Origin of the sequence: Thalassospira tepidiphila MCCC 1A03514, assembly GCF_001662875.1 — a bacterium.
GTDB lineage: Bacteria > Pseudomonadota > Alphaproteobacteria > Rhodospirillales > Thalassospiraceae > Thalassospira > Thalassospira tepidiphila.
The window spans coordinates 570,429-594,113 of sequence record NZ_JPVZ01000003.1 but is presented as its reverse complement, the minus strand read 5'-3'; the positions used below and the strand labels follow the sequence as shown (position 1 = coordinate 594,113).

Here is a 23,685-nt window from a genome sequence, read left to right as displayed (position 1 = left end):
GTCTGCCTTACATTGGGCAGGCGCTATCGCTCATGTAATCGTGTACTTCAAGGTTCCCGGAAATGATTGCTTCCTTGGCCTCGGCAACGGCTGCTTTCATCTCGTCGGTGACCAGGCTTTCGTTGTTTTCATCAAGTGCCCAATCAACGCCGCCTTCTGCAAGACCCAGAATGGTCAGGCCCGGCTCCCAGGTATCGTTGGCAGCAGCCTCGAAAGCTTCGTAAACAGCAACGTCAACGCGTTTCAGCATAGACGTCAGAACCGAACCCGGATGCAGGCCGTTCTGGTTGGAGTCCACACCAATGCCGAGTTTACCGGCATCTGCAGCAGCCTGAAGCACACCAACGCCAGTACCACCTGCAGCATGGTAAACAACATCCGCGCCGCGGTCGAACTGCGATTTCGCAAGTTCACCACCCTTTACCGGATCGTTCCAGGCCGCACCGGTAGTGCCAGTCATGTTCTGGAAGACTTCGGCGTCACCGTTCGAATATTTTACGCCCTGTGCGTAACCGCAGGCGAATTTGCGGATAAGCGGAATGTCCATACCACCAACGAAACCGACTTTGCCGGTTTCAGATGCCATAGCCGCAAGAACACCGACAAGGAACGAACCTTCATGTTCCTTGAAAACCACCGACTGAACGTTCGGCAGGTCTACAACCATGTCAACAATGGTGAATTTGGTTTCAGGGAATTCTTTTGCGACTTTTTCAAGTGCAGAAGCCTGGGAAAAACCAATCGCAACAATCGGATTCATGCCGCGGCGCGCAAAGTTGCGCATTGCCTGCTCGCGCTGTGAATCGTTCTGGATTTCGAAGTCACGATACTCAGTACCGGTGTCTTCCTTGTACTTCTCGGCACCCGTGTATGCCGCTTGGTTGAATGAGCGGTCAAAACGACCACCAAGATCGTAAACCACAGCCGGATTGATTTCTGCAGCCGAAGCAACGCCTGCATAGCAAGCAACAGCCGCGACCACCGAGGTCAGAAGCTTTTTCATTCCGATGCCCTTCTTTGTTTGAATTCTGATTATCTTTCCGCCAATGCCCATCTTGTTTGGCGGAACTCCCTCATCGAAAACACATGTCTCGCAACATAAGCAAAGCGGCGTTGGTCAAGGACCAATGCAGCGCGGTTTGGCATGCTGCGAATGCTCATGGTAACTACAAAATATAGTGCCCTGTAAATAGCTGAGCACGCAACACGTTGCAGAGACCTGTCCACTTGGTCAGCACCAATGCACTACAACCGGAACTTCAAATCGCATATCTGCGGGGTTTCCCTTAGTTTCGGGCCGATCAGGCTCAAACCTGAACCAAACTTTTCTGCACGGTAATTTATCTTTGTCGATACGCGTAAATGGCACCAAATCGGGACCATTGAACCTCGAATGATTGAAATTGGTGCGTTTCCGATTCTTCCCGACATAAATGAACCGGTGCGGACCTACGACCACAACCGATGTGTAATTTTAACCACACCGTCAACAACCGGACATACCGTTCGCGAGAGTTTGGTGCTAGCATTCCGCGGGGCAAAGATTTTCCGACCCACAGATTTGCATTTTCATACTTTCCCTCCCGATCGGGACAGGAAGAGTGGATTATTGTTGGAGAACAGGAATGAAAAGAACAATTGCAGGGCTGCTGTCGGCCTGCACCATGCTCAGCCTTGGTGCCGGAAGCGCGTTGGCCGATTATGATTTGCGTCTGATCCATACCAATGACGTCCATGACCGCGTTGAATCGGTCACAAAATACAATAACACCTGCAGTGCCGAGGATGATGCCGAAGGCAAGTGCTTTGGCGGCTATGGCCGTCTTGCCACGGCCATTCGTGACGCCCGTGCCGAAGGCGGCAATGTTCTGGTTGTCGATGCAGGTGATCAGTTCCAGGGGTCCCTTTACTATTCGACTTACAAGGGTTCGCTGACGGCGGAGCTGATGAACCTTGTTGATTATGATGCAATGGCGGTTGGCAACCACGAGTTTGATGACGGCCCGGACGTCCTGGCAAGCTTCATCAAAAAAAGCCTTACCCCTATTCTGTCGGCCAACATCGAAGCGACCACTGATGGGCTGAACGAACTGATCAAGCCTGAAACCATCATCACGGTTGGCGGTGAACGCATTGGTATCGTCGGGCTGACAACACCGGAAACGGCCGATATTTCAAGTGCGGGTCCGAACGTCAAGTTCAACGACCTTGCACAATCGCTGCAAAACTCGGTCGATCGCTTGACCGCCCAGGGCATCAACAAAATTGTCGCTCTCAGCCATTCGGGCTCATACGCCGATTTTGAGTATGTCAGCGATGTGACTGGTGTTGACGTAATTGTCGGCGGTCATGACCATCTTCTGTTTTCCAATAGTGATGACAAGGCATCCCATCCCTACCCGGTCGTCAAAAATGGTGCCGATGGCAAACCTGTTCTGATCGTCCAAGCCTATGCCTACAGCCGTTACCTTGGCGACCTGAACGTCACATTTGATGATGCCGGTGTGGCAACCTCATGGTCGGGTGATCCGATTGCCCTTGATGCCAGCATCAAACCGGCCGAGGACGTTCTTGCCGTTATCTCTGAAGCCAGCGGTCAGGTTGATGCCGTTCGCACCCTTGAAGTTGGCAGCTTCACGGCACCTGCAGATGGATCGCGCGAGATCTGCCGCAAGATGGAATGTTCCATGGGTTCGTTGGTTGCTGATGCGATGCTTTGGAAAGCTGGTGATGACTATCAGATCGCCATTCAGAATGGCGGCGGTGTGCGTGCAAGCATCGATGAAGGCACGGTTACCATGGGTGAAGTCCTGACGGTTCTTCCGTTCCAGAACGCCTTGGCAACCTTCAAGCTTTCCGGTGCGGATATCGTTGCGTCGCTTGAACATGGTGTATCGCTTGTCGAGGAAGGCAAAGGCCAGTTTCCGCAGGTTGCGGGCCTGAAATTTGACCTTGATCTTTCGCAACCTGCCGGATCGCGTGTTTCAAACGTCATGGTTGCCGATGGTAACGGCTTCGTGCCGATCGAGACCGGCAAAATGTATGGCGTTGTTTCCAACGACTTCATGCGCAATGGCGGTGATGGCTACGCCCTGTTCCGGGATAATGCCACCGATGTTTATGACTTCGGACCGAACCTTGAACAGGCTGTTGCCGACTATATCGGGCTTAATTCGCCACTGACCCCGACGACCAAGGGTCGCATCAACCTGAAATAAACAGGTTTTCTGCGTGAACAAGTGACCGAAAGGCAGTCTGTAACGGACTGCCTTTTTGTTTTCCTTGCCTTCATGCGCGCTTGAGGCTTATCAACATCGCTTACAGCACATGACCGTCACCTGCGTGACGTCCCACGACAAAGAGCACCCGTTCTCTATGACGCCTAATGCCAACATTCTTTGCTTTGGTGCCGCCCATTTCGACCGCACCCTGCAATGTACCGAGACTTTTGTCCCCGCTGCCTCGAACCCGGTTCGGACCTTGCATCGCAAACCTGGCGGTGTCAGCCGCAACATTGCGGTGCATCTGAGGCTTCTGGGCAATAATGTCGCAATGCTTGGTGCTGTCGGGGACGACGGTGACGGCGATCAGGTGATCGAGGCGCTGTCCGAACTTGGGATCGATACCCGCCATCTGATGAAGATCAGTGGCATGGCAACGGCCGGTTACACGGCCCTTCTTGATGAAACCGGCGAACTCGCGCTCGGCATGATGAATGCCGAGGTCTATGACCTGCTGACCATTGATCGCCTTGAACCGCATCTGGCAAACCTTCTGGCACGGCCCTGGTGGTTGGTTGATGCGAACCTGCCAACCGAAAGCATCATGTGGCTTGCCGAAAACAAACAGACGACAAAATTCTGCGCAGCCACTGTTTCCCCCAGCAAGGCAGTAAGGTTCAAGCCGGTGCTTGATAAACTGGACCTGCTGATTGCCAACCGCGCAGAAACACGCATTCTGACCGGCATCGAGATCAACGATCTTGCGCAGGCGAAAGTCGCGGTCGAGCTTTTGCGCGGCAAGGGTATCCCGGATATCGTGATCACGCTTGGTGCCCAAGGGGTTGTGTCCTCGTCGGCATCGGGGACGGCGTTCTGGCATCCGTTGCCCACCAAGGTCAAGGACGTCAATGGTGCGGGTGATGCCTTCTATTCCGGTTTTCTGTCGGCTTACTCGAAACCACATACGAGCTTTGACGATGCAATGGCATCGGGCCTTGCGATGGCAAGCCTGACGGCAGAAACCGAGGGCACCACTGTTTGGGATCTGACGCTGGACGCAGTCACGGAACGCGCAGCAAAGGCCGAAAGAAAAGTCCTTTGACCCAAAGGGGCCAAACCAAGATCCTGCTTGATGATTGCATGGATCATGCAACGCAGGTAGCTTGTCCTGAATTCAACTTCAAACCGGAGCCGATCCGATGCATCCATTTTTCATCTTTGTGAAATGTGAACTTGGCAAAGCCTATGACGTCGCAGCAGCGCTTGTTGAAGAAGTCGAAGGCGTTTCCGAAGTCTATTCCATCTCCGGCCCGTTTGAATTGTTGGTCAAGGTATATATTGATGACGGACAGGATATTGGGCGCTATGTGAACGAAAGTATCCACAAGCTGCCTCATATCAAGGATACCCAGACCATCATTACCTTTAACGCCTTCACCTGAGGGCCAAACGGCCGAAAAACACGCTTGCATAACAAAAAGCGGTGCCAAACAGGCGCCGCTTTCTTTCTGTCGGATGCAGGCAATACCACTTAGTTCCCGGCAACATCCCGGATCACATCAAGAATGATCTCGGTCCCCTTTTCGATCAGCACGACATCGTCGCCAACGATCTGACGCAGCGCACCGTCCGTGCGCGCAGGAAGTCGTGAAATCAGGTTATCGGGCAAATCGCGCTTGGCAATGCCGGGTGGCAAGGTACCGCCGCGCTCAAGCTTCATGGCAATACCGGGCGGCAAACCTTTGTTGCCTTTACCCTTGTTACCCTTGTTCTTTTTGTCGCTATCTTGGTCAGTCTGCCCGGTCGCGATATCAAGCACATCGTGAATAATACGCCGTTCTTCATCACTGAAAATACCGCCACCTTGGGCAAGTTCGACGACAGTGTGATCATGTTCCTGATTGGCCGGATGTGACTGTACAGGTGCTGTCAGGGCAAGACTGGCACCGACAAGAACAAAACCGGTCGTAATTGCTTTGACCCAACTGGTTGTGAACGGCATGGCGACCTCTGTCATCGTGAAAAACATCCAAACTCATGTGGGAACTTTGCCCAAAATTGCGACAAGCCCAGTAAGGATAACGTTTCACCAGCCACCTTTATGCCATACAGCAGAGAATATTTTTCTGGATTGGTCACCGGGCAGATCACGGCAATACCAGATGACGCATTTGACCTTGTCATCAATACGCCTTGGGCTTTTCAATCCGCGATGATGTTCGACCGAAAACACTGGTCGATTTAACGCTATCATATTGTTTTCATAGACAGTTCATTATGTGATACAAATCACTCTGTCATCGCGAAAAGCGACGGCAACCAAGTTTCATTAGAACAACAGAATTAATTTCCAATATGGCATCCGGTAGATTTTCTGTTCATCTCGCCAAGACCAAACAAGACCTGAAAGCGGCGCAAGAACTTCGCTTTGAGGTCTTCTTTGGCGAATTTCACGCCAAAGCCATGACCGAGCAACACTCGGCCGGCCTTGATAGCGATAAATTCGACGCGTTCTGCGAACACCTGCTGGTCGTGGATAATGAAAATGACAAGAAAGTCATCGCCACCACCAGATTGCTGCTTTCGCAACAGAAACCCGCAGATCTGTCATACATCGCGCAGGAAGAGTTCTCCATTCCCCTGCTTGACGCCGTGAAAGACAACTGCATGGAAGTCGGCCGATCCTGTGTTCACAAGGATTATCGCGATGGCAAGGCCATTCAGCTTCTGTGGCGCGGCATCACCAAACTGATCTTCAATCATGACATTCGCTATCTGTTCGGCTGCGCAAGCTTCCATGCGACCGATATCGACAAGATCGCCTACGAACTGTCATACCTGCATCACTACCGGCTGGATGATGAACCTCATATTGCGCACGCACTCGATTATCAGTCGATGGAACGCATGGCAAAAGACGACATTGATCCGGACGAGGCTCTTGCGAAATTACCCCCCCTGATCAAAGCCTATTTGTCGCTGGGTGGCGTTGTTGGCGATGGCGTCGCACTTGATCCTGATTTCAAGACGCTTGATGTATTGATTACGGTCGATGTCGCCAAGGTCCCCGACCAATACTACAGATTCTACAAAAAACAGGCTGATCGCCTTGATCTCACACCTCTAAACGCGTGAGTGCGATTACTGTTAAAAGAAACATCCGTGACGTCAAACAAGGGTTTTCAAGCGCTTTGGACCAGATGGCAACACCCCACATCACTGCACCGATAACACCAGCACAGCACGTGAAGGCAGGGCTCAAATTCACGACGCTAATGGTGTGGCTGTTTGCGATGCTGATCCCTTTCCTGATCCTTGAAGGTCTCAAGCTCCGGGCCAGTTCCCAGATTGTCCGCATCTGGCATCTTGGTGCCCGCAAGATCACAGGCATCAAGGTCGAAGTCACCGGATCGCCAAGCGAAACCCTTCCACTGCTGCTGTTGGGGAACCATACGTCTTACCTCGACATTCCGGTGATCAATGCGCTGTTCACCGTAAATTTCATCGCCAAGTCCGAAGTTCGCAGTTGGCCGGGGATCGGGTTCCTTGCGCGCTGTTGCCAAACCATTTTCGTTGAACGTCGGGCCATCAAATCCCACGAACAGATCAAGATCCTGCGCGACAAGATCCTGCCCGACCGTCGGCTGGTTCTGTTTGCCGAAGGGACAAGCACGGATGGCAGTGTCGTACTGCCGTTCAAATCGTCGCTGATGGAATTTGTGTTTGATGAAAAGATCGCTGAAGTTTGCCACGTTCAGCCGATAACCGTTTTATGCCTGAAAGACAGCGCGAGTGCATCTTCGCCAGAACCGGAAACGGTTCTTTACCCCTGGTTTGACGACACGACCCTTGCCTTCCATTTCTGGCGGTTCATGGCAACGTCGGGCTGTACCGTCAAAGTCCATTTCAGCCCAAGCCGTCCGGTATCCGAATTTGATAACCGCAAGGAACTGACGCGATGGGCCCATGCCGGGGTTCAAAACGGCTATGACATCATCCTGAAAAAGGCTTGAGGCGAGCCTCAAGCCTTTCGCGCCCGGGCGTGTGCCCAGTCTTCTTTCATCTGATACCACTTCTTCTCGCCAATCATCTTGCCGACATACTGGTCAATGACCTTGAGCTTGAAGATGCTGGCAAGACCGGCCGCACGCGCAGGCCAGGTTTCAGGCAAGGCACGTAATGTCAGGCTGATGCCAGCCGAGCTGTATTCGATAAAATGCCACCAGCGGCTGGGGATAAAGATGGTATCCCCCGGCTCCAGAATGCATTCATAACCGTGAATATCCTTAAGCTTGGGATAGCGTTCCAGATCCGGGTTTCGAAAATCGATATTGCACGAAACAGTCAGCGGATGCTGATACAGGTGCCGTCCGTTTTCGCTTCCATACAGGATCACACGTTTGGTGCCGGTCATCTGCGTCAGGAAAACATGACTGTGATCAAGGTCGTAATGAATATCGACATAGGCGTCCTGACCACCAACAAACAGGAATGGATGATTTTTCAGGAACGTGACGCCAAGGTCAGGATATGAAAAATCCTCGCGCAGTTGTGGCATATGCTTGAACACATTGAACAAAAACATGCGAAGCGGTGTCGGCCCCGCCTGAATAAGATCAAGATATTCGCCAAAGGGCATGCTTTGGGTTGAATCGAGATAGTCGTTGTCCGAGTTCGCAAATGCCTCGCTGTAAAGCGGCACCTCGACATCGCCACAGCCCTGCTTCAGATAGTCATAAGACCACTTTTCCAATGCAGGCCAGTTTGCGGCGAAACTGCGCATGATGACGGGACGTTTGGGCTTAAGATACTGGTCAATAAACTCTTCTCTGCTCAGATTATCTCGGCGATCAATGCTCAGATAGCTTAACTGGCTCGTCATTCCGGCCCCGTCTGTTTTCTTGTTTTACTGCACACCAGAACGCTCAAGCCTTTTTTCTGTTCCACCTTCAGCTTGGAGCTTGTCAGATAGATCATAGGAAACAGATGAAATCAAGCTGGCTGCGCCGGTGGCACTATGTACTAAACAGTTGTAATTTTTGATCTCTTGCGATGAGCGAACGTGATTTGGGAACGGATCTGGCCTCACCATGATCAATCGCGTCGGCCACGGCCCAAATGCGCGGGCTCGAAACGAAAAAAGCACCCTTTTGGGGTGCTTTAATCAATGGCGGGCAAGGAGGGATTCGAACCCTCGATAGGGCTTTTGACCCTATACTCCCTTAGCAGGGGAGCGCCTTCAGCCACTCGGCCACTTGCCCTTTATGTCCTTGGTGTTCCCTGCGGAACGACGCCTTTCTTAAACATCGCCATGGCGCATGTCAATGCCCGAAACCGGCGTTAAGGTCGTTTTCTTTTTAACAGTCCTGCTAAATAAAACCAGCAGCTTTTTGACTGCATTGCTCACTGCATTTCCCGGTTGATTGGGAAAAGAGTCTTCAAACCATCACACGGCTGTCATCGGACAGAAAAAAACAGCTGTCATAACGGTGTGGTCGATTGGTTTTTCACCGTCTTTTGACGTAAATGCTGGTTGGAGAAAAATGCGTACGATCTATCAAAGCACGGATGATCTCGGTCATACCCTTCGCGCCCTCAAGATGACCAAGGAAGGTCATAACGACCCTGTTTACATGGGGCTGGTCATTCAGGACCGCGAAGTCCTGTTCCGTACCCGCGAAAACAGTTCACGCGATTTCGTTTTGCAGAAGATCAAGGAATTCGTCGCAGGCAACGCGACAAGTTTGGTATCCCAACCGGCCTGATGGCCGGTTTTTTATTGCCTTTACGCACGCACCCTACCCGTTCTCGTCCATCCCGAACGGCTTGGGATGCAAGCGATTTCAGTCGCGCCGGGGCGACGATCCCCGTTCGCCCTGCAACTTCACCGCCGGTCGTCTTGACCGGCGGTTTCTTTTGGTTTCAGACGTCTGCGGTCGCTTGCTTTGCGGCATATCCTCGCCACATCAAAATCAATGCAACACCCAAAACCGGCAACACACCAAAGTTGATCAGGCTCCAGCCGGCACCGGCGATCAATGCCCCGCTGGCAATTGTGGCGACTGTCGCCGTCCCACTGTTGCCAAGCTCCATCAGGCTTTGAGCATACCCGCGTTCCGCCGCATCATGCCCCTCGCCCAGCATCGTCGTCCCCGCCAACAGCATCATGTTCCAGCCAATCCCCAGAAGGAACGAACTGATCAGAAAAGCGGCAACCGAAATGCCCGAGACGGCAACGCCAACACTTATTGCCAGTGCAACCGCCCCGAATGATGCGACCCGGCGTGGACCGAACCGGTCGATCATTGGCCCGGCGACGAAGGCTGGCAAGAACATCCCGATCAAATGCCAGCGGATCACGTTGGCCGACACATCCACATCAAAGCCACAATATTTCATCGCAAGCGGTGTCGCTGTCATGACCAGGACCATAATCCCCTGCCCGGCGGCACTGATGGCGATTGCGCCGCGAATGACTGGGCGGCGCAACAGATCGGACATAACCGCCCGGCTCGACCCGGCACGTTGCGGAATGCCACCATCTGGCAACATGATCATCAAGGACGCGCCCAAGGCCGCCATGCCTGCCAGTGCCACGTAGGCCCCGGCAAACGGAACCGGGAACATGCCTTGGCTCCCAACAGCAATCTCAGGGGCGATTAGCGCGGCTAGAACACCCCCGCCCAGAACGAGGGCGGCAGCACGCCCCTTTTCGGATGGCGCGACAGTTTCCAGCGCCGCGTAACGATAATACATAGCCGACGCCTGATAGGTGCCGATCAGTGCGGCGGAAAACGTGACCAGCCAGAACGAACCGATATAAATGCCGTAAGCCACCATCAGGCCCCCCAAGACCCCAAAGAGTGCCCCGACAAACAACCCGACACGTCGGCCACGACGCTGCATCAACATGGCAAGCGGATGAACAGATACGAGATTGCCGACCATAAGCATTCCAAGTGGCAAAGTTGCCATGGATGGCGCGGGGGCGAGCGATACACCGACAAGCGATGTCAGGGTAATGCCGATCAGTGAACAGGACCAATACAGCGCCTGCGCGAAGAAAAGCAGACGCAATGATCCATTGGTCAGCAACAACATGTTCCCAACTCCTGAAATTCAAACTGTGATGAAAGCCGTCAAACCGTCGCTAGTTTGCGGTGACAAGTGATTTGCGGGCAAAGCGCTCCGCATATTCCTGGGGACTGACAGAAAGATGTCGCTGAAACGCCCGGCGCAGCGTTTCCGGATGCCGGAATCCACACAACTCGGCAACTTGCCCAATCGCAAGGGCCTCGTCCTGCAACAGCGCACGGGCGGCTTCTACACGAACCCGTTCGACGTAACGCGCCGGGCTCATCCCCAGATCACGCGCAAACACCCGTGAAAAAGTGCGCGGTGTCATCCCCGCACGTTCGGCCAGTGTTTCAAGTGACAAATCCTTGGCGATATTGCCGGGTAACCATTCAAGCAGATTTGCAAGCCGCGCTGTGGCGCCTGTTTCAGGGATAAGATAGGCGCTGAACTGTGCCTGCCCGCCGGGCCGTTTGAGGAACATCACAAGCCGGCGCGCAACGGACAAGGCCAAGGCACGACCAAAATCGGCCTCCACAATCGCCAGCGCCAGATCAATCCCGGCGGTGACGCCAGCTGATGTGAAAACATGCGGATCGCCATCCAGTCCTACGGGATCATAGCTATGCAGCCGGTCCCCCATCATTTGGATTGCCGGGTAATCCCGTGCCATTTGTTCGCAGCGCGACCAGTGGGTTGTGGCCATTTTGCCATCAAGCACTCCGGCCTCGGCCAGGACAAGTGCACCTGAACAGATCGAGCCTAGCCGTGGTACGATGCCTTCGGCCTTTCTGACCCAATCAAGGATTTGAGGTTCTTTGCATTCTGTCAGAACACCGACACCACCTGGCACCAGCAGAGTATCGACCGTGTCCAGATCAAGGTCACGCCACGCCATATCGGCATATATTCGCACACCACAGGATGTCCGTACCGGCCCACTCGCCCCGGCGACAACGATCCCTTCGTATCCTTGTGGCCGTCCTAGCGCGGAAAGCTCGTCATTTGCCGAACCGAACACCTGAAGCGGTCCGATGACATCAAGGCTCATGACACCATCAAAGGCATGGCAGACGACTAATTTTGGGGTGTGGGGTGAGTTGGACATCTTCGTAGCTCCTTGTCAGAGATACATCATGCCCAATCCCGAATGTGGCAACAATGACAAACACCCCACGAATCTCGCCAACCGGCTTTCGCGGGGTGTTTTCATCATTCAACGCCCAAAAAGGATGTATTCGGGTCAGAACCCGCTTCGTTGCAACAATGCATAGAAATCGCGGATCGTGCCTTCCTTGGTCGTCATGTCCTTGATGTCATCGACCAATTTGTCGGTAAAGTTGGGCTGTTTCAGATACCCGACCACCCTTTTACGGGCCATGGCAGCCGATTTGCCCTCAATCAGAACACCGCTTGAACAGAATTGAACCAGCATATAGGCCCGTTTGCGCAAATGCAGAGACGGATTATCAATGCGTTCAATCACCTTCTCGCGGACAAGATACTCTGCCAGTCCGTCATCAAGCTTGGCGCCGATTTCGGCCTTCTGCTCATCAGGAACGTTTGATGCCGCAAGCACGTCGTTCATATGTTTGACGGTCGCCATTTTGTCGCGTGGCTTGGCGTCCGGCTCACAGAACGCGCGCAAAGCACGCATATCACCGACAGCGTCGCGCATCATCTCATAGAGTTCGTCGGCAAAGTCTTCGACGATCCCGCTATTGGCAACCGCGATAAGCCAGGTCAGCTTCCGGAAGTTGGGGATCAGGCGACTGTTGATTTCTGCAACACCTTCGATCAGCGCCCTTGGGCCGCCAACATTGCGCAACCGAGCACCACGTTCGGCAATCGCGCTGACCATCGGCGTGCCATAAATCACGCCCTGCTCTGTGATCAGGCGTTCAAGGATACCGTCAAGCGGATCCGGATCGCTTTCGTGGCGTTGCAGGCTATTGGCACTGCGCAGTTCACGAACGATGTAATCAAACATCGCTTCCTGACTGTTGGCCAAAAGACCGGACCCAAACAGCGGGTTCAGAAGTTCAAGAATGTCATCAGCAGCACCGCGATTTCCCTTTGCACGGCCAAGTGCGAGGTCAATGTGCAGGGTCACCGCTTCGCCAAAGCTGCGGGAACCGCCAAGCAGTTCCTTGAGTGCGACGGGAGAACCGAGAATATCGGCAATCACGTCATCAATCATCTTGCGGGCGGCTTCGTCCTTTTCATCGCCCTTGACCTTAAGCGCAAGGTCAAGCTTCCCGACCCAGTTACGGGTCGAGGACAGCACGCGCGTCAGCGCAACCATGGTCAGGAAGTCGGTATCTTCCGCAAGGTTGAGGCGTCGGATTTCGTCACGCACTTCCGAAATGGTGGCGTCTTCGAATGCCGGCAGATCGACTTTTTCAACTTCGCGGGCGCGCGCAGATAGCTGCTCAATCGCGCCATGAAGGTTGTTCATCGCCTCAATGTGATCACCATCCGTCGCCTTGGCATGAAGCCCGGCCACCTTGTCAACCGCGGTCGGCATCAAGGTGTCATGGAACATCAACTTGCGCAGGTTCTGGTAATTGTACATTACCTCGCAAGGCGTCAGAATTTCCTGTTCGAAATATTTGCGCAGCAACCGGTTGATGGTCGCGCGGCTTTCTTTCTGCAAAAGGTCATTATCCGTCTCGCACAACGGCGCTTCGTCGATCGAAGTTACCCGAACGTCATCGTCCTGGTCCTCGCCCGCACCTTGTTTTTCGAGAAGTACCTTTTCAATATGACGACCGTCGCCGCGTTCCCAGTTACGAATAACGCGCACGGCAGAGATCTTGGTTTTCACAAGCTTTTCAGCTTCTGTAACCGCCTCCTGTTCGACATCAAATGTCGAATGGATTATCCAGCGATCCCCACGCTGGACCATAACTTCAAATGTCGTATCCGACATGACGCGCTCTGGCTCCCTAACTTCCTGTTTGGGCGGCATAAGTCTGCCGTTTAACTAGTCAGGCGCGTGTCCCAATTTTTATATTTATTCTTACTTATACTGCTAATCGGGATCCTAAAACAATAGTTCGATGCAGATGTTTTATATACTTTCGGGTATTTCTTTAGAATTTCCTGAATTCCCCTGCCCTTGGAGCTGGGAAATTCTGACAATCGAACTGCGTATTTGGCCGTGAACCGTCATTTTCCGACGAATCACGGTATCCGCGCCGCAATTTCGGCCGTCAAATCGGCTAGCAGACTGCTCATGGCGATAACGGTGTTATCGAGTGTTTGATCGACTGGTGTGCTGACCTTGTCATACTTGGCTGCTGTGACGATTTCCCCACTTTGGAAATACACAAGCTTCCAACGGGCTGTCAGGTTAACATTGCCATCGGCCTGCCGTTCAAAACGGTCAATATCGACAACCACCTGCCATTCCACCATGTCCCGTGAGTTCCAGGGAAAGACTTCCAGCCGTGCGGCAACCCCGGTCCTGTCGAGGTTATCCATAAGAACACGATTGATATTCTCGCCCAGCGGTTCGGCCCAGCGGTATCCGGAATTGACCTCCGGCCGATTGGCGGCACTGCGCGTGACGATCGTCGATCGGTCGAGATAGCTCGGAATTGTCACCGGCCCAACACCAATGACCGTCGTTTCACCGGGTGCTGGCGACACCGGCTGCACCATTGGTGACAGCAAATAATATTGGTCAGGAACCGAGGGTGACGCGCAGGCGGCCAATAGTGGTGCGACCAGCAGCACCCCCCATCTGGAGATCATTTTTCGGACTGTCTGTCGCATCATTTATTCTCCTCCGGGCCGCTCTTGCCAAGGATAAGGGCACTCGGGTTCTGTTCGAGGAAATCGGTCAGTTCACGCAGGGAACGCGCCGTTGCTCCGAGTTCTTTCAGGGCCTGTTCAAGGTTGTAACGCACAGGTGACGTTGGCGCGGTGACATCGCGAACACCGCCAAGTGCCTCGCGTGCTGCATCCAGCGCGGTCTGGGTTGCAGGTAACACACTCGCATCCAGATTGGTGACAAGCGTATTTATGCCCGCTGCGGCCTGTTGCAGGCTGATCATCCCGTTATTCAATGCTGGCGACGTGACGATATTCTCCATGCCCTCCACGGTCCCAAGCAGGCGAATTCCGATTTCTTCAATCGGGAAGGTTTCGACCTTTTCAAGAAGACTGGTTAGCGAATTGGCAATTTCGTCCAGCTTTTGCGGCAATGTCGGAAGTTCCGGCAAATTGCCCTCTTGATTGCCAAGATAGCGCGCCGGGGAAACCGGATGCATAGACAGGTCGACAAACAACTGACCTGTAATGAAACTTCCTGTCTTGAGGCGGGCGCGCAGGCCATTATCAATCAGGGTTTCTATGGTTTCCTGCGGGTCAACATCCCCGAGGCGCCCACCAACGATGCTTACGCGTTCGGGTTCAAGTGTGACCTCAACCGGCACACGGAAGGCGTGCTGTGTAACGACATATTCCAGGTCGACACTTTCGACTGTCCCGACACGGATACCGTTAAATTCCACAGGCGCACCGCGCGAAAGTCCGCGAACCGAAGAGTCGAAATAAAGCATGTAGCGCTGACTGTATCCCTCAGCAAGCAACTCGGCCTTCTCAAGGCTTTCATGCAGGCGGAATACCGTATCTGCGGTCGCCATTTCGTCGTTTTCATTTGCGGGCGGCGTATAAAAGTTGATCCCGCCCGCCAAAACAGAGCGAACAGACTGCGCGCGCACAGAAAAGCCTTCGGCATTCAGATCAAGGGCAATCCCGCTTGAATCCCAAAATCTGGTTTGGCGTTTAACAAGGGCATCGAAAGGTTTGCGGATAAATACGGGGATTGAAACACCATCCGCATTGGCATCCAGTTCGGTATCAAGCACCTCTCCGACCTCGATCCCGCGCAGCAGGACCGGTGTCCCCTCACCCAGGGAACCGAGTTCTTCTGCGGTCAGGACAAAACGCGTGCCGTTTTCTTCATCAGGTATAAATTGCGGCTCCTCCTCGCCAACAAATTGGCGTGCTTTTTCCCCCGACTTGTCCGGTATTACTTCAATGTAGGCGCCGGAAACAATGGTTTCCAAGCCGGTAATACCGCGCGCACTCACGCGTGGACGCACAACCCAGAACCGCGTTTTATCTGTCAGGTAATCGCTGAAATCCGCGTTCATCCGGATCGTCAGAATAACATGTTCCATATCGTCGGCAAGATTGATGGCTGTTACCTGACCGACATCGACATCGCGATAACGCACGGCTGTCTTACCGGCAGACAGACCTTCTGCCGCTTCAAACGTAACGGTGATTTCAGGACCCTTTGAGACGATATCACGCCACAACAGCCAACCACCGACGATCAAGGCCACCAGCGGCACCAGCCAGATAATTGAAAAACGGCCCCAACCTGTTCGGATGTCTGGCTTTTCCGGCTGTTGATCCGGTTCTGAACTTTTCGCGTCACTCATGACGGAATCCCCTGATTTTCAACGCGGTCATGATCTGTCTTCACACTTGCCAATCTTGGTCGTTTGACCGTTTGCATACCGGCGCGATCCCAAATCAAACGCGGATCAAAGGCCATGGCCGACAGCATTGTCAAAATAACCACCCCACAAAATGCAACCGCCCCGAAACCGGGTTGAACTGTTGCGATATTTCCAAGTTTTACCAGTGCGGCAAGGATCGATACCATAAACACATCAACCATCGACCATCGCCCGATCAGCTCCGTAATACGATAAATCAATGTGCGCTCCTTGAGTGGACCAGACAACCCCAAGGCGGTTGCAATATACACCCACCCCAACAGCAGGATTTTGATGATTGGCACCAGAATGCTTGCGGTAAAGACAACGATGGCAATTGGCCACTCTCCGGCCCGGACCAGCGCGCTGACCCCGGAAAGTATTGTGTCGGCCTCTGCCCGGCCAAGATACGTCACGGTCATGATCGGAAAGACATTTGCCGGCACGTACAAAATGACAGCAGCCAGCAACAACGCCCATGAACGCGACAGGCTACGTGGCTTCCGGTGATGCACCATCGCACCACAGCGCGGACAACGCACATTTTCATGCCCGCCGCCCAGAACAACCATGGAGCATGTGTGACAGGTCAGAAGTGTTCTGTCTTGCTGATCTGAACCTTGTTGGTCGCCAATATCTTCAGATGTCGGATAACGCAGGTTTGCCGGCGCCAACCGCCGCCAAACATAGCGCGGATCAAGCGTGATATTCATCAGAAGAACCGTCGGGATCAGGCAGCAAATCGCAAAAAACGCAGGACCGGCAATGACGTCAGCAAAATCCGTAAGCTTGGTCAAAGCCACCAGCAACCCTATCAGGAAGACATCCAGCATCGACCAGGGCCGGATGATCGCCAGAATGCGCCAGACCTGCTGCATGCCGGGCACTTGCCGGTTCAAGCTGATCGGCAGCAATACATAGATGTGCGCCAGAATCAGGACCAGCGGTGCCAGCACAGATGTGACGGCGACCATAATGGCCAAAAACGGAAACCCTTCGCGCCAGAACGTCAGCACACCACTGCTTAGTGTGTTGGTCTCAACCCGGCCTTCCATGGCAAAGGTCAAAACCGGATAGCTGTTGGCAATCAAGAACAACAGAAAGGCCGTAACAGCCAGTGCCAACGGTTTGTCAAAGCGCACCTGTGCCGCGCGGTACAACGGCGATCCACATCGAACGCAATATGCGACACTGCCCGTCGGGATTTCTTCCTCGACATGGAGATAGTCGCAATTTTCACAGGCGATCAGTCGATGAGACATTGTTTTCCTGTTTTTACAATCCGTTATACGGACTGGTTCGCACATCAAAGTAAGCGACACTTTTGCATGCAAGTCAAATCGGGGCACTTGGCAGCGGTGAATGTCCTTGGCAAATAAGACAAAACAATGTTCAGAGAGACATGATTTTACTGCGGAATTTCCGGCAGATGACGGCGTGCCTCAGACAGGACGATATCGTTGACCTGATCAAGAAGCCGACTGTTGATGGTTTTATGATGCCAATATAATGGGCGATCAATTTCAAACGGACACGGACGAACCAGCTTTCCGGTACGAAGCCCCTCTTCCGCCTGATGCTGTTCAACGACGGCGTAGGCCACACCCTGTTCAGCAAGGGTCACGAAACCCTGTGAACTTGGAACAGTATGAGCGGGGAATTCCCCGGGGTTTAGTCCGAAGTATTGATGAATGAACTGATTTTGCAGTTCATCATGTTCGGAAAAATTCACCGCCGGACAATCGCGCAAGGCATCCGCCGTTACCCCATCCTTGAAATAGCGTTCCTGAAATTCTGGTGAAACCACCATAAAGTAACGCATGGAGCCCAGCGGTCGTACCCGACATCCCTGAATGGGTGTATCGCGCAAACTGACCGCACCCAGCACGTTTCCTTCCTGCAAGGATTGATAATTTAGCGATTCATCATCGACGACCAAATGCACCAGAACGCCAAGTTTCTCAAACAGAAGCTTGGGCACATCAACAAACCAGGTCGCCAGACTGTCGGCATTAACCGCAAGGGTTACCTGACCAAATTCGCCCTCGGCGCGCACCTCCGGCAGTTCCGCCCCAAGATCTTGTTCAAGCAATCGCACACTCTGATAATGCGCAAGCAACCTTTGGCCTGCCACGGTCGGGACAATCGGCTTGGCGCGCACCAACACTGGCTGACCAAGTCGTTCCTCCATCAGCTTGACCCGCTGGGATATTGCAGACTGAGTTAGTCCCAGCGCCCGGGCCGCCTTCTCAAAGCTTCCGAAACGGATAACCTCCGCACAGGCCTCAACCAATTTGTAATCGAGCATGAACAACCATCAATTTTACTAATCCATGTTTAGTATAATTCGATTTTCTTAAAGGACAAAGGTGCTATCAACGGCGGAGGACAGTACAAGGGATACCAGAGAATGCTTTTAACCTATGCCACCGGATTTGGTCTTGGCGGCGGACTGATCATTGCGATTGGCGCGCAGAATGCCTTTGTTCTCGGTCAGGGATTGCGGCGCAATCATCCGGTGATGGTGGCCTTCGTCTGCGCCTTGTGTGATGCCGTTTTGATTGCAGCGGGCGTCGCAGGGCTTGGAACGCTGATTGCCGCCTACCCGCTCCTCACAAAGGTTGCGGCCTGGGGCGGCGGTTTATTCCTGATCTGGTATGGGTTTGGTGCGCTAAGGCGGTTGTTTGAAACCGAAACACTGTCGGAAAAGGCGATCTCGAAAACTGGCTGGAAAGCGGTTCTTGGGACCACACTGGCCGTCACGCTTTTGAACCCGCATGTCTATCTTGATACGGTTGTCATGCTGGGTGGTATTGGCGGGCAATATCCAGCGGACGAAAGACTTGGCTTTGCTCTGGGTGCCATGAGTGCCAGTTTTGTCTGGTTCTTTGCCATTGCACTGGGGGCTGCATGGCTTGCCCCCTATGTCGCACGCCCAATCACCTGGAAGATCATTGATGGCGTAACCTGTGGCGTTATGTGGCTGGTGGCCTATAGCCTGCTGGCACCCGAAATACGGGCGCTCATCGGGAACTAGGAAGCCAAATCGAGTGCACCCTACTCGTCCATCGCTTCCTTGAAATGGCGACGACAAACCGGGACATAACGGTCATTCCCACCGATTTCGACCTGTGCCCCTTCGCGGACAGGTTTGCCATCTTGATCAACCCGCAAAACCATGCCGGCCTTGCGACCGCAGTGGCAGATGGTTTTGAGCTCATTAAGCTTGTCCGCCCACGCCAGCAGCCATTTGGAACCTTCAAACAGCTGCCCCTGGAAATCGGTGCGGATGCCATAGCACAACACAGGAATGCCATGGATGTCGGCGATATCGGAAAGTTGCCAAACCTGGTCTTTAGACAGGAACTGTGCCTCGTCAATCAGGACACAATCGACTTTGCCCTTTTCGACCTGCTCAAGGATCAGGGCCGTCATATCGGTATTGGCATCAAACAGCAGTGCTGGTGCTTCAAGACCAATGCGCGACGCAATCTTGCCTTCGCCAAAGCGGTTATCAAACGCCACTGTCATCAGCAACGTTTCCATGCCGCGTTCGCGGTAATTGAAACTCGCCTGAAGCAAGGTGGTCGATTTCCCCGCATTCATGGACGAGTAATAGAAAAACAGATTGGCCATGCGTCTCCCCCGAAAGTCGTCACAGGGGAATAGCCCAACAATCACGAATGATCAATATGGCTGTCGCCTTGAACTTGGCCATTGCGGGAAATATCGATTTCACGCATTTCACGGCGCATGTAATCCAGAAGCGACTGAACCTTTGCACTGCGGGTCACACCGCCCGGATAAACGGCATAGATCTCAAGATCCGGCAGCTTGCAATCAGGCAAAACCCGGATCAACTCGCCTGCATCAATTTCCTGCTGAACATCACATAGCGGGACAACCGCCAATCCGTGACCGCCCCGCAGGAACTGCAATCTGGCTGTCGCGTTATCCACCCGAACACTGCCCGACACACGGATATTTCGGGTACCCTCGCCGCATTGAAGCGTCAGCGTCTCAGGAACGCGGCTATACATCACCCACTCATGTTCAGACAAATCATCCGGGCTTTCGGGTAATCCGAACTTGCTGACATAGGACGTGCTTGCCGCAATGATCCTGTGGGTCTGATAAAGTTTGAAATTCTTGAGTTCCGAATTTTTCAGTGGCCCGGAACGCACGGCAATGTCAATGCCGCGACCAATCAGATCGACAACTTCGTCGCTGAGATGCACATCGATCGAGACACCCGGATATGTTTGCCGGAACCGGTCAAGGATCGGCACAATTCGAAGTGTGCCAAGATGAACCGAACAGGTCAGCGATATTTTGCCCACCGGATCGTCACGCAGTTCTTCGACGCGCTTTCGCGCTGCTTCGGCTTCGAGGGAAATGGTGCGGCAACTGTCGTAATAGCGCGCGCCCGCATCAGTCAGGCTGAAACTGCGTGTGCTTCTTCGCAACAAAGGCACGCCAAGACGTGTCTCAAGCTGGCGAATTTGATGGGAAATGGCAGCACGGCTGAGCCCCATCTTCCGCGCAGCCGCAGAAAACCCGCCTTCGTCAACAACGCGGGCAAAGATCATCATCGCCCGAACTTCATCAAGTGCCGACATTCTATATGCTCATAAAATTTGACAATGTGTTCACTTCATCAATCTTTCGCAAATTCTGTCAGCCAGTTAAGATGAGTGCAAATGAATTCCACGCATGGAGGAACTGATGCGTATTTTGATGATTGTTACGTCGCACGATCAGATGGGTGACACCGGACACAAGACCGGTATCTGGCTCGAAGAGTTTGCTGCCCCCTACTATCGCTTCAAGGATGCCGGGGCAGAGATCACCCTGGCATCCCCCAAAGGCGGCAAGCCACCCCTTGATCCCAACAGCCAAGTGCCCGACGCCCTGACCGATGCGACCGCACGGTTTGAAAAGGACGACGCGGCAAACGCGGCTTTCGCCAACACCGTCACCCTTGACGATTTGAAAGCCGATGATTTTGACGCCCTGTTCTATCCGGGTGGGCACGGTCCGCTCTGGGATCTGGCAACTGATCAGAAATCCATTGCCCTGATCGAGGAGTTTGTCGCCCAGAACAAACCGGTTGCTGCCGTCTGCCATGGCCCGGCCGCCTTGGTGAACGCCAAGACGCCAGATGGCAAACCGCTCGTTTCAGACAAACGTGTTACCAGCTTCACCAATGATGAAGAAAAGGCCGTCGGCCTTGAAAACGTCGTGCCGCTGTCAATTGAGGACGAATTCAAAAAGCACGGTGCAACGTTTGAGCGCGGCGATAACTGGGCTTCCTACGCGGTTGTTGATGGCAAACTTGTCACCGGTCAGAACCCGGCATCAAGCGATGCAACGGCCGATGAAGTCATCAAACTTTTGTCTGCATAAAACCGCTTGACCTTCCATCTACTGGAACCTCGATACTGCGTTCATAGACACCGATCATATGGAGAAATCTGATGGTGAAACTGAAGGTCGAAAAAATGAGCTGCGGTCACTGCGCAAGTGCCGTGACCAAGGCCGCAACCAAGGTGAGCGGCGTTGAAGGTGCCGAGGTTGATCTGGCAAATGGCGAAGTCGCTGTTTCCGGAAACCCCGACGTCAATGCGCTGATCACGGCGATCACCGATGCCGGCTATCCGGCATCTGAAGCCCACTAGGATCATACACCCGCGTTCGCGCCCCCCCGAACGTCAGAGCCGCCAGTATTGAAAATATACTGGCGGCTTTTCTTTACCCTGCCCATTCGTTTGTGCAACCATCGCCACAAACAGAGAGCGGCACCAAATGACTTTTCATATCACTGCCCTGTGCGGAAGCCTTCGCCAAGCATCGATCAACAGAACGCTCCTTCAAGCGGCACAAAAGGTTGCAGGCCCCCATGGCGCAACCGTTCATCTGTTTGATGGTTTGGGCCACCTTCCGATCTTTAATCCGGACAATGAGGACACCGATGATCGCAATGTCGCGGCGTTTCGAGATGCACTTCGCCGCGCGGATGCAGTCCTGATCGCCAGTCCCGAATATGCCCATGGTGTCACCGGCGCGATCAAGAATGCCCTTGATTGGGGGGTGGCCAGTGGCGAATTCATGCAAAAGCCGGTAGCCTGCCTGAATGCTTCTGGCCGGGCAACAATCGCACAGGCGGCATTGATTGAAACCATTCGCACCATGGATGCACACATCGTCACTGACGCGTGCATAACGATCCCGCTGAACGGCAAGAACTTTGACGTTGATGATATCGTGCGCGACCCATCCAGCCGGGCATTAATTGAGGCCGCGCTTAGACACTTAACGGCTGATATTCCACGCGAAATTCAAAACCAGGCCCATTAGTCATACAAAAAAAAGCCGCCCAAACGGGCGGCTTTTTCTTTGGTCTGATGATTACAATCAGCCGAGGATTTTATCGCGCAGCAGCTTGTTGACCATACCCGGGTTGGCCTTGCCACCCGTGGATTTCATGACCTGACCGACGAACCAGCCAAGCATCTTGTCCTTACCAGCACGGATCTCTTCAACCTTGTCCGGGTTCGCGGCAATGACTTCGTCAATTGCCGTTTCAATCGCACCGGTATCGGTGATCTGCTTAAGACCTTTTTCCTCGACGATCTTTTCCGGATCTCCGCCGGTTTCGATCATGATTTCAAAGACATCCTTGGCGATACGGCCAGAAATGGTGTCGTCAGAGATCAGATCGATCAGCTTGCCAAGGTTTTCGGCCGTTACCGGGCTATCAGCAATCCCGACTTCTGCCTTGTTCAGCGCACCGAACAGGTTGGTGATCACCCAGTTCGCCGCCAGTTTGCCATCACGGCCCTTGGCAACGACTTCGTAGTAATCAGCCTTTTCCTTTTCGGCGACAAGAACACCGGCATCATATGCCGACAGACCGTTTTCACGCATGAAGCGGGCTTTTTTCTCATCTGGCAGTTCGGGCAGTTCTTTTTCGATTTCCGAAATGAACGCATCGTCGAATACCAGCGGAAGCAGATCCGGATCCGGGAAATAGCGATAATCATGTGCCATTTCCTTGGAACGCATCGAACGGGTTTCACCCAGACGCTGATCATAGAGACGGGTTTCCTGCTGGATTTCGCCGCCACCTTCGATCACTTCGATCTGGCGTTTCGCCTCAATCTCGATCGCCTGCATCACGAAACGGATGGAGTTGACGTTCTTGATCTCGCAACGGGTGCCAAAACCTTCGCCCGGACGACGTACAGAAACGTTGGCATCACAACGCATGGAGCCTTCGTTCATGTTGCCATCACATGTGCCAAGATAACGCACAATCGCGCGCAGCTTGGTCAGGTATGCGCCGGCTTCTTCCGGCGAACGGATGTCTGGCATGGAAACGATTTCCATCAGCGCCACACCCGAACGGTTCAGGTCGATATGCGAATATTTCGGGTCCTGATCGTGCATCGATTTACCAGCATCCTGTTCAAGATGCAGGCGTTCAATGCCAACCGACTTGGTCGAACCATCAGGCATATCCAGAATGATCGTGCCTTCGCCGACAATCGGTTTGTCGAACTGCGAAATCTGATAGCCCTGCGGCAAATCGGCATAGAAATAGTTTTTGCGGGCAAAAACGCTTTCCTTGTTGATCTTGGCCTTAAGACCCAGACCGGTTTTAACCGCCTGACGCACACATTCAGCGTTCACGACCGGAAGCATGCCCGGCATGGCCGCATCAACGAGGCTGACGTTGCTGTTGGGTTCATTACCGAACTTGGTCGAAGCACCTGAAAACAGCTTGGACTTGGAAATGACCTGGCAGTGGACTTCAAGACCGACAACGATTTCCCACGGGCCGGTAGAACCTTCAAGAATATAGCTCATGG

At 53.4% G+C, this 23,685-nt stretch carries 23 protein-coding genes and 1 tRNA gene; 10 read left to right on the top strand and 14 right to left on the bottom strand.

Annotated elements, in window-relative coordinates:
- Nucleotides 1-7 precede the first annotated feature (7 nt).
- Nucleotides 8-1,003, bottom strand: a complete 996-nt coding sequence (locus TH4_RS10050) for a BMP family lipoprotein (RefSeq protein WP_064781048.1) — start codon at nt 1,001-1,003, stop codon at nt 8-10.
- A gap of 622 nt (nt 1,004-1,625) precedes the next feature.
- Between TH4_RS10050 and TH4_RS10045 the strand changes: the two genes are divergently transcribed.
- The 3 genes from TH4_RS10045 to TH4_RS10035 all read left to right on the top strand — a co-directional run bounded on the left by TH4_RS10045 (nt 1,626) and on the right by TH4_RS10035 (nt 4,663).
- On the top strand, nt 1,626-3,218 hold the full coding sequence (locus TH4_RS10045) for a bifunctional metallophosphatase/5'-nucleotidase (protein WP_064780954.1): 1,593 nt from the start codon (nt 1,626-1,628) through the stop codon (nt 3,216-3,218).
- A gap of 157 nt (nt 3,219-3,375) precedes the next feature.
- The gene (locus tag TH4_RS10040) at nt 3,376-4,323 is read left to right on the top strand and encodes a carbohydrate kinase family protein (RefSeq protein WP_064780953.1); all 948 of its coding nucleotides are present in this window, start codon (nt 3,376-3,378) and stop codon (nt 4,321-4,323) included.
- Between the two features lie 97 nt (nt 4,324-4,420).
- Nucleotides 4,421-4,663 carry an Lrp/AsnC ligand binding domain-containing protein gene (locus TH4_RS10035; protein WP_063089733.1) on the top strand — a complete coding sequence of 81 codons (243 nt, stop codon included), beginning with the start codon at nt 4,421-4,423 and terminating at the stop codon, nt 4,661-4,663.
- An 89-nt stretch (nt 4,664-4,752) separates the two neighbouring features.
- On the opposite strand, the gene TH4_RS10030 is transcribed toward TH4_RS10035, so the two are convergent.
- Nucleotides 4,753-5,238, bottom strand: coding sequence for a hypothetical protein (locus TH4_RS10030; protein WP_245227817.1), 486 nt, complete (start codon nt 5,236-5,238; stop codon nt 4,753-4,755).
- 338 nt (nt 5,239-5,576) lie between these two features.
- Here TH4_RS10030 and TH4_RS10025 point away from each other — a divergent pair, with 338 nt between their 5' ends.
- Both TH4_RS10025 and TH4_RS10020 read left to right on the top strand, forming a co-directional pair.
- A complete protein-coding gene (locus TH4_RS10025; RefSeq protein WP_064780952.1) occupies nt 5,577-6,356 on the top strand; it encodes a GNAT family N-acetyltransferase in 780 nt (259 codons plus the stop codon).
- Between the two features lie 65 nt (nt 6,357-6,421).
- Entirely contained in the window at nt 6,422-7,234 is an 813-nt protein-coding gene (locus tag TH4_RS10020; RefSeq protein WP_083997048.1) for a lysophospholipid acyltransferase family protein, read from the top strand.
- An 8-nt stretch (nt 7,235-7,242) separates the two neighbouring features.
- Here TH4_RS10020 and TH4_RS10015 read toward each other — a convergent pair whose 3' ends face one another.
- Together TH4_RS10015 and TH4_RS10010 are read right to left on the bottom strand one after the other, a co-directional pair.
- Nucleotides 7,243-8,103: a cupin-like domain-containing protein gene (locus TH4_RS10015; RefSeq protein ID WP_064780950.1), complete on the bottom strand. Its 861-nt coding sequence runs from the start codon at nt 8,101-8,103 to the stop codon at nt 7,243-7,245.
- Nucleotides 8,104-8,389: 286 nt separating this feature from the next.
- Nucleotides 8,390-8,482, bottom strand: a tRNA-Ser gene (locus TH4_RS10010).
- A gap of 282 nt (nt 8,483-8,764) precedes the next feature.
- On the opposite strand from TH4_RS10010, the gene TH4_RS10005 reads away from it, so the two are divergent.
- Nucleotides 8,765-8,986, top strand: a complete 222-nt coding sequence (locus TH4_RS10005) for a hypothetical protein (RefSeq protein ID WP_008890757.1) — start codon at nt 8,765-8,767, stop codon at nt 8,984-8,986.
- A gap of 157 nt (nt 8,987-9,143) precedes the next feature.
- Here TH4_RS10005 and TH4_RS10000 read toward each other — a convergent pair whose 3' ends face one another.
- From TH4_RS10000 to TH4_RS09970, 7 genes are all read right to left on the bottom strand, one after another.
- On the bottom strand, nt 9,144-10,322 hold the full coding sequence (locus tag TH4_RS10000; protein WP_064780949.1) for an MFS transporter: 1,179 nt from the start codon (nt 10,320-10,322) through the stop codon (nt 9,144-9,146).
- Nucleotides 10,323-10,371: 49 nt separating this feature from the next.
- The gene (locus TH4_RS09995) at nt 10,372-11,403 is read right to left on the bottom strand and encodes a GlxA family transcriptional regulator (protein ID WP_064780948.1); all 1,032 of its coding nucleotides are present in this window, start codon (nt 11,401-11,403) and stop codon (nt 10,372-10,374) included.
- 135 nt (nt 11,404-11,538) lie between these two features.
- Nucleotides 11,539-13,227, bottom strand: a complete 1,689-nt coding sequence (locus TH4_RS09990; protein WP_063089746.1) for a hypothetical protein — start codon at nt 13,225-13,227, stop codon at nt 11,539-11,541.
- 254 nt (nt 13,228-13,481) lie between these two features.
- Complete coding sequence (locus tag TH4_RS09985; RefSeq protein ID WP_083997047.1) at nt 13,482-14,078, bottom strand: PqiC family protein; 597 nt, start codon at nt 14,076-14,078, stop codon at nt 13,482-13,484.
- Nucleotides 14,075-15,754 (bottom strand): PqiB family protein, encoded by a 1,680-nt coding sequence (locus tag TH4_RS09980; RefSeq protein WP_064780946.1) that lies wholly within the window; start codon nt 15,752-15,754, stop codon nt 14,075-14,077. The genes TH4_RS09985 and TH4_RS09980 overlap by 4 nt, the downstream gene beginning before the upstream one ends.
- A complete protein-coding gene (locus TH4_RS09975; protein WP_064780945.1) occupies nt 15,751-17,076 on the bottom strand; it encodes a paraquat-inducible protein A in 1,326 nt (441 codons plus the stop codon). Before TH4_RS09975 ends, TH4_RS09980 begins: the two co-directional genes overlap by 4 nt.
- 146 nt (nt 17,077-17,222) lie before the next feature.
- Entirely contained in the window at nt 17,223-18,122 is a 900-nt protein-coding gene (locus tag TH4_RS09970) for a LysR family transcriptional regulator ArgP (protein ID WP_083997046.1), read from the bottom strand.
- Nucleotides 18,123-18,224: 102 nt separating this feature from the next.
- Between TH4_RS09970 and TH4_RS09965 the strand changes: the two genes are divergently transcribed.
- Nucleotides 18,225-18,851, top strand: a complete 627-nt coding sequence (locus TH4_RS09965) for a LysE/ArgO family amino acid transporter (RefSeq protein WP_064780943.1) — start codon at nt 18,225-18,227, stop codon at nt 18,849-18,851.
- A 20-nt stretch (nt 18,852-18,871) separates the two neighbouring features.
- On the opposite strand, the gene TH4_RS09960 is transcribed toward TH4_RS09965, so the two are convergent.
- Nucleotides 18,872-19,450, bottom strand: coding sequence for a thymidine kinase (locus TH4_RS09960; RefSeq protein ID WP_064780942.1), 579 nt, complete (start codon nt 19,448-19,450; stop codon nt 18,872-18,874).
- Between the two features lie 41 nt (nt 19,451-19,491).
- Nucleotides 19,492-20,433, bottom strand: a complete 942-nt coding sequence (locus tag TH4_RS09955; protein WP_064780941.1) for a LysR family transcriptional regulator — start codon at nt 20,431-20,433, stop codon at nt 19,492-19,494.
- Nucleotides 20,434-20,539: 106 nt separating this feature from the next.
- Between TH4_RS09955 and TH4_RS09950 the strand changes: the two genes are divergently transcribed.
- The 3 genes from TH4_RS09950 (at nt 20,540) to TH4_RS09940 (ending at nt 22,171) form a co-directional block, all read left to right on the top strand.
- Nucleotides 20,540-21,220, top strand: coding sequence for a type 1 glutamine amidotransferase domain-containing protein (locus TH4_RS09950; RefSeq protein WP_064781046.1), 681 nt, complete (start codon nt 20,540-20,542; stop codon nt 21,218-21,220).
- 71 nt (nt 21,221-21,291) lie between these two features.
- Nucleotides 21,292-21,492 (top strand): heavy-metal-associated domain-containing protein, encoded by a 201-nt coding sequence (locus TH4_RS09945; protein WP_064780940.1) that lies wholly within the window; start codon nt 21,292-21,294, stop codon nt 21,490-21,492.
- Between the two features lie 127 nt (nt 21,493-21,619).
- Nucleotides 21,620-22,171 (top strand): NADPH-dependent FMN reductase, encoded by a 552-nt coding sequence (locus TH4_RS09940; RefSeq protein WP_064780939.1) that lies wholly within the window; start codon nt 21,620-21,622, stop codon nt 22,169-22,171.
- Nucleotides 22,172-22,228: 57 nt separating this feature from the next.
- On the opposite strand, the gene gatB is transcribed toward TH4_RS09940, so the two are convergent.
- A complete protein-coding gene (gene gatB, locus TH4_RS09935; protein WP_008890771.1) occupies nt 22,229-23,683 on the bottom strand; it encodes an Asp-tRNA(Asn)/Glu-tRNA(Gln) amidotransferase subunit GatB in 1,455 nt (484 codons plus the stop codon).
- Between the last annotated feature and the right edge of the window lie 2 nt (nt 23,684-23,685).

Excerpts from the sequence above, each read along its gene's own strand:
- TH4_RS10050 (WP_064781048.1), bottom strand. The coding sequence starts at position 1,003 with ATGAAAAAGCTTCTGACCTCGGTGGTCGCGGCTGTTGCTTGCTATGCA.
- TH4_RS10045 (WP_064780954.1), top strand. The coding sequence starts at position 1,626 with ATGAAAAGAACAATTGCAGGGCTGCTGTCGGCCTGCACCATGCTCAGC.
- TH4_RS10040 (WP_064780953.1), top strand. The coding sequence starts at position 3,376 with ATGACGCCTAATGCCAACATTCTTTGCTTTGGTGCCGCCCATTTCGAC.
- TH4_RS10035 (WP_063089733.1), top strand. The coding sequence starts at position 4,421 with ATGCATCCATTTTTCATCTTTGTGAAATGTGAACTTGGCAAAGCCTAT.
- TH4_RS10030 (WP_245227817.1), bottom strand. The coding sequence starts at position 5,238 with ATGACAGAGGTCGCCATGCCGTTCACAACCAGTTGGGTCAAAGCAATT.
- TH4_RS10025 (WP_064780952.1), top strand. The coding sequence starts at position 5,577 with ATGGCATCCGGTAGATTTTCTGTTCATCTCGCCAAGACCAAACAAGAC.
- TH4_RS10020 (WP_083997048.1), top strand. The coding sequence starts at position 6,422 with ATGGCAACACCCCACATCACTGCACCGATAACACCAGCACAGCACGTG.
- TH4_RS10015 (WP_064780950.1), bottom strand. The coding sequence starts at position 8,103 with ATGACGAGCCAGTTAAGCTATCTGAGCATTGATCGCCGAGATAATCTG.
- TH4_RS10005 (WP_008890757.1), top strand. The coding sequence starts at position 8,765 with ATGCGTACGATCTATCAAAGCACGGATGATCTCGGTCATACCCTTCGC.
- TH4_RS10000 (WP_064780949.1), bottom strand. The coding sequence starts at position 10,322 with ATGTTGTTGCTGACCAATGGATCATTGCGTCTGCTTTTCTTCGCGCAG.
- TH4_RS09995 (WP_064780948.1), bottom strand. The coding sequence starts at position 11,403 with ATGTCCAACTCACCCCACACCCCAAAATTAGTCGTCTGCCATGCCTTT.
- TH4_RS09990 (WP_063089746.1), bottom strand. The coding sequence starts at position 13,227 with ATGTCGGATACGACATTTGAAGTTATGGTCCAGCGTGGGGATCGCTGG.
- TH4_RS09985 (WP_083997047.1), bottom strand. The coding sequence starts at position 14,078 with ATGATGCGACAGACAGTCCGAAAAATGATCTCCAGATGGGGGGTGCTG.
- TH4_RS09980 (WP_064780946.1), bottom strand. The coding sequence starts at position 15,754 with ATGAGTGACGCGAAAAGTTCAGAACCGGATCAACAGCCGGAAAAGCCA.
- TH4_RS09975 (WP_064780945.1), bottom strand. The coding sequence starts at position 17,076 with ATGTCTCATCGACTGATCGCCTGTGAAAATTGCGACTATCTCCATGTC.
- TH4_RS09970 (WP_083997046.1), bottom strand. The coding sequence starts at position 18,122 with ATGCTCGATTACAAATTGGTTGAGGCCTGTGCGGAGGTTATCCGTTTC.
- TH4_RS09965 (WP_064780943.1), top strand. The coding sequence starts at position 18,225 with ATGCTTTTAACCTATGCCACCGGATTTGGTCTTGGCGGCGGACTGATC.
- TH4_RS09960 (WP_064780942.1), bottom strand. The coding sequence starts at position 19,450 with ATGGCCAATCTGTTTTTCTATTACTCGTCCATGAATGCGGGGAAATCG.
- TH4_RS09955 (WP_064780941.1), bottom strand. The coding sequence starts at position 20,433 with ATGTCGGCACTTGATGAAGTTCGGGCGATGATGATCTTTGCCCGCGTT.
- TH4_RS09950 (WP_064781046.1), top strand. The coding sequence starts at position 20,540 with ATGCGTATTTTGATGATTGTTACGTCGCACGATCAGATGGGTGACACC.
- TH4_RS09945 (WP_064780940.1), top strand. The coding sequence starts at position 21,292 with ATGGTGAAACTGAAGGTCGAAAAAATGAGCTGCGGTCACTGCGCAAGT.
- TH4_RS09940 (WP_064780939.1), top strand. The coding sequence starts at position 21,620 with ATGACTTTTCATATCACTGCCCTGTGCGGAAGCCTTCGCCAAGCATCG.
- gatB (WP_008890771.1), bottom strand. The coding sequence starts at position 23,683 with ATGAGCTATATTCTTGAAGGTTCTACCGGCCCGTGGGAAATCGTTGTC.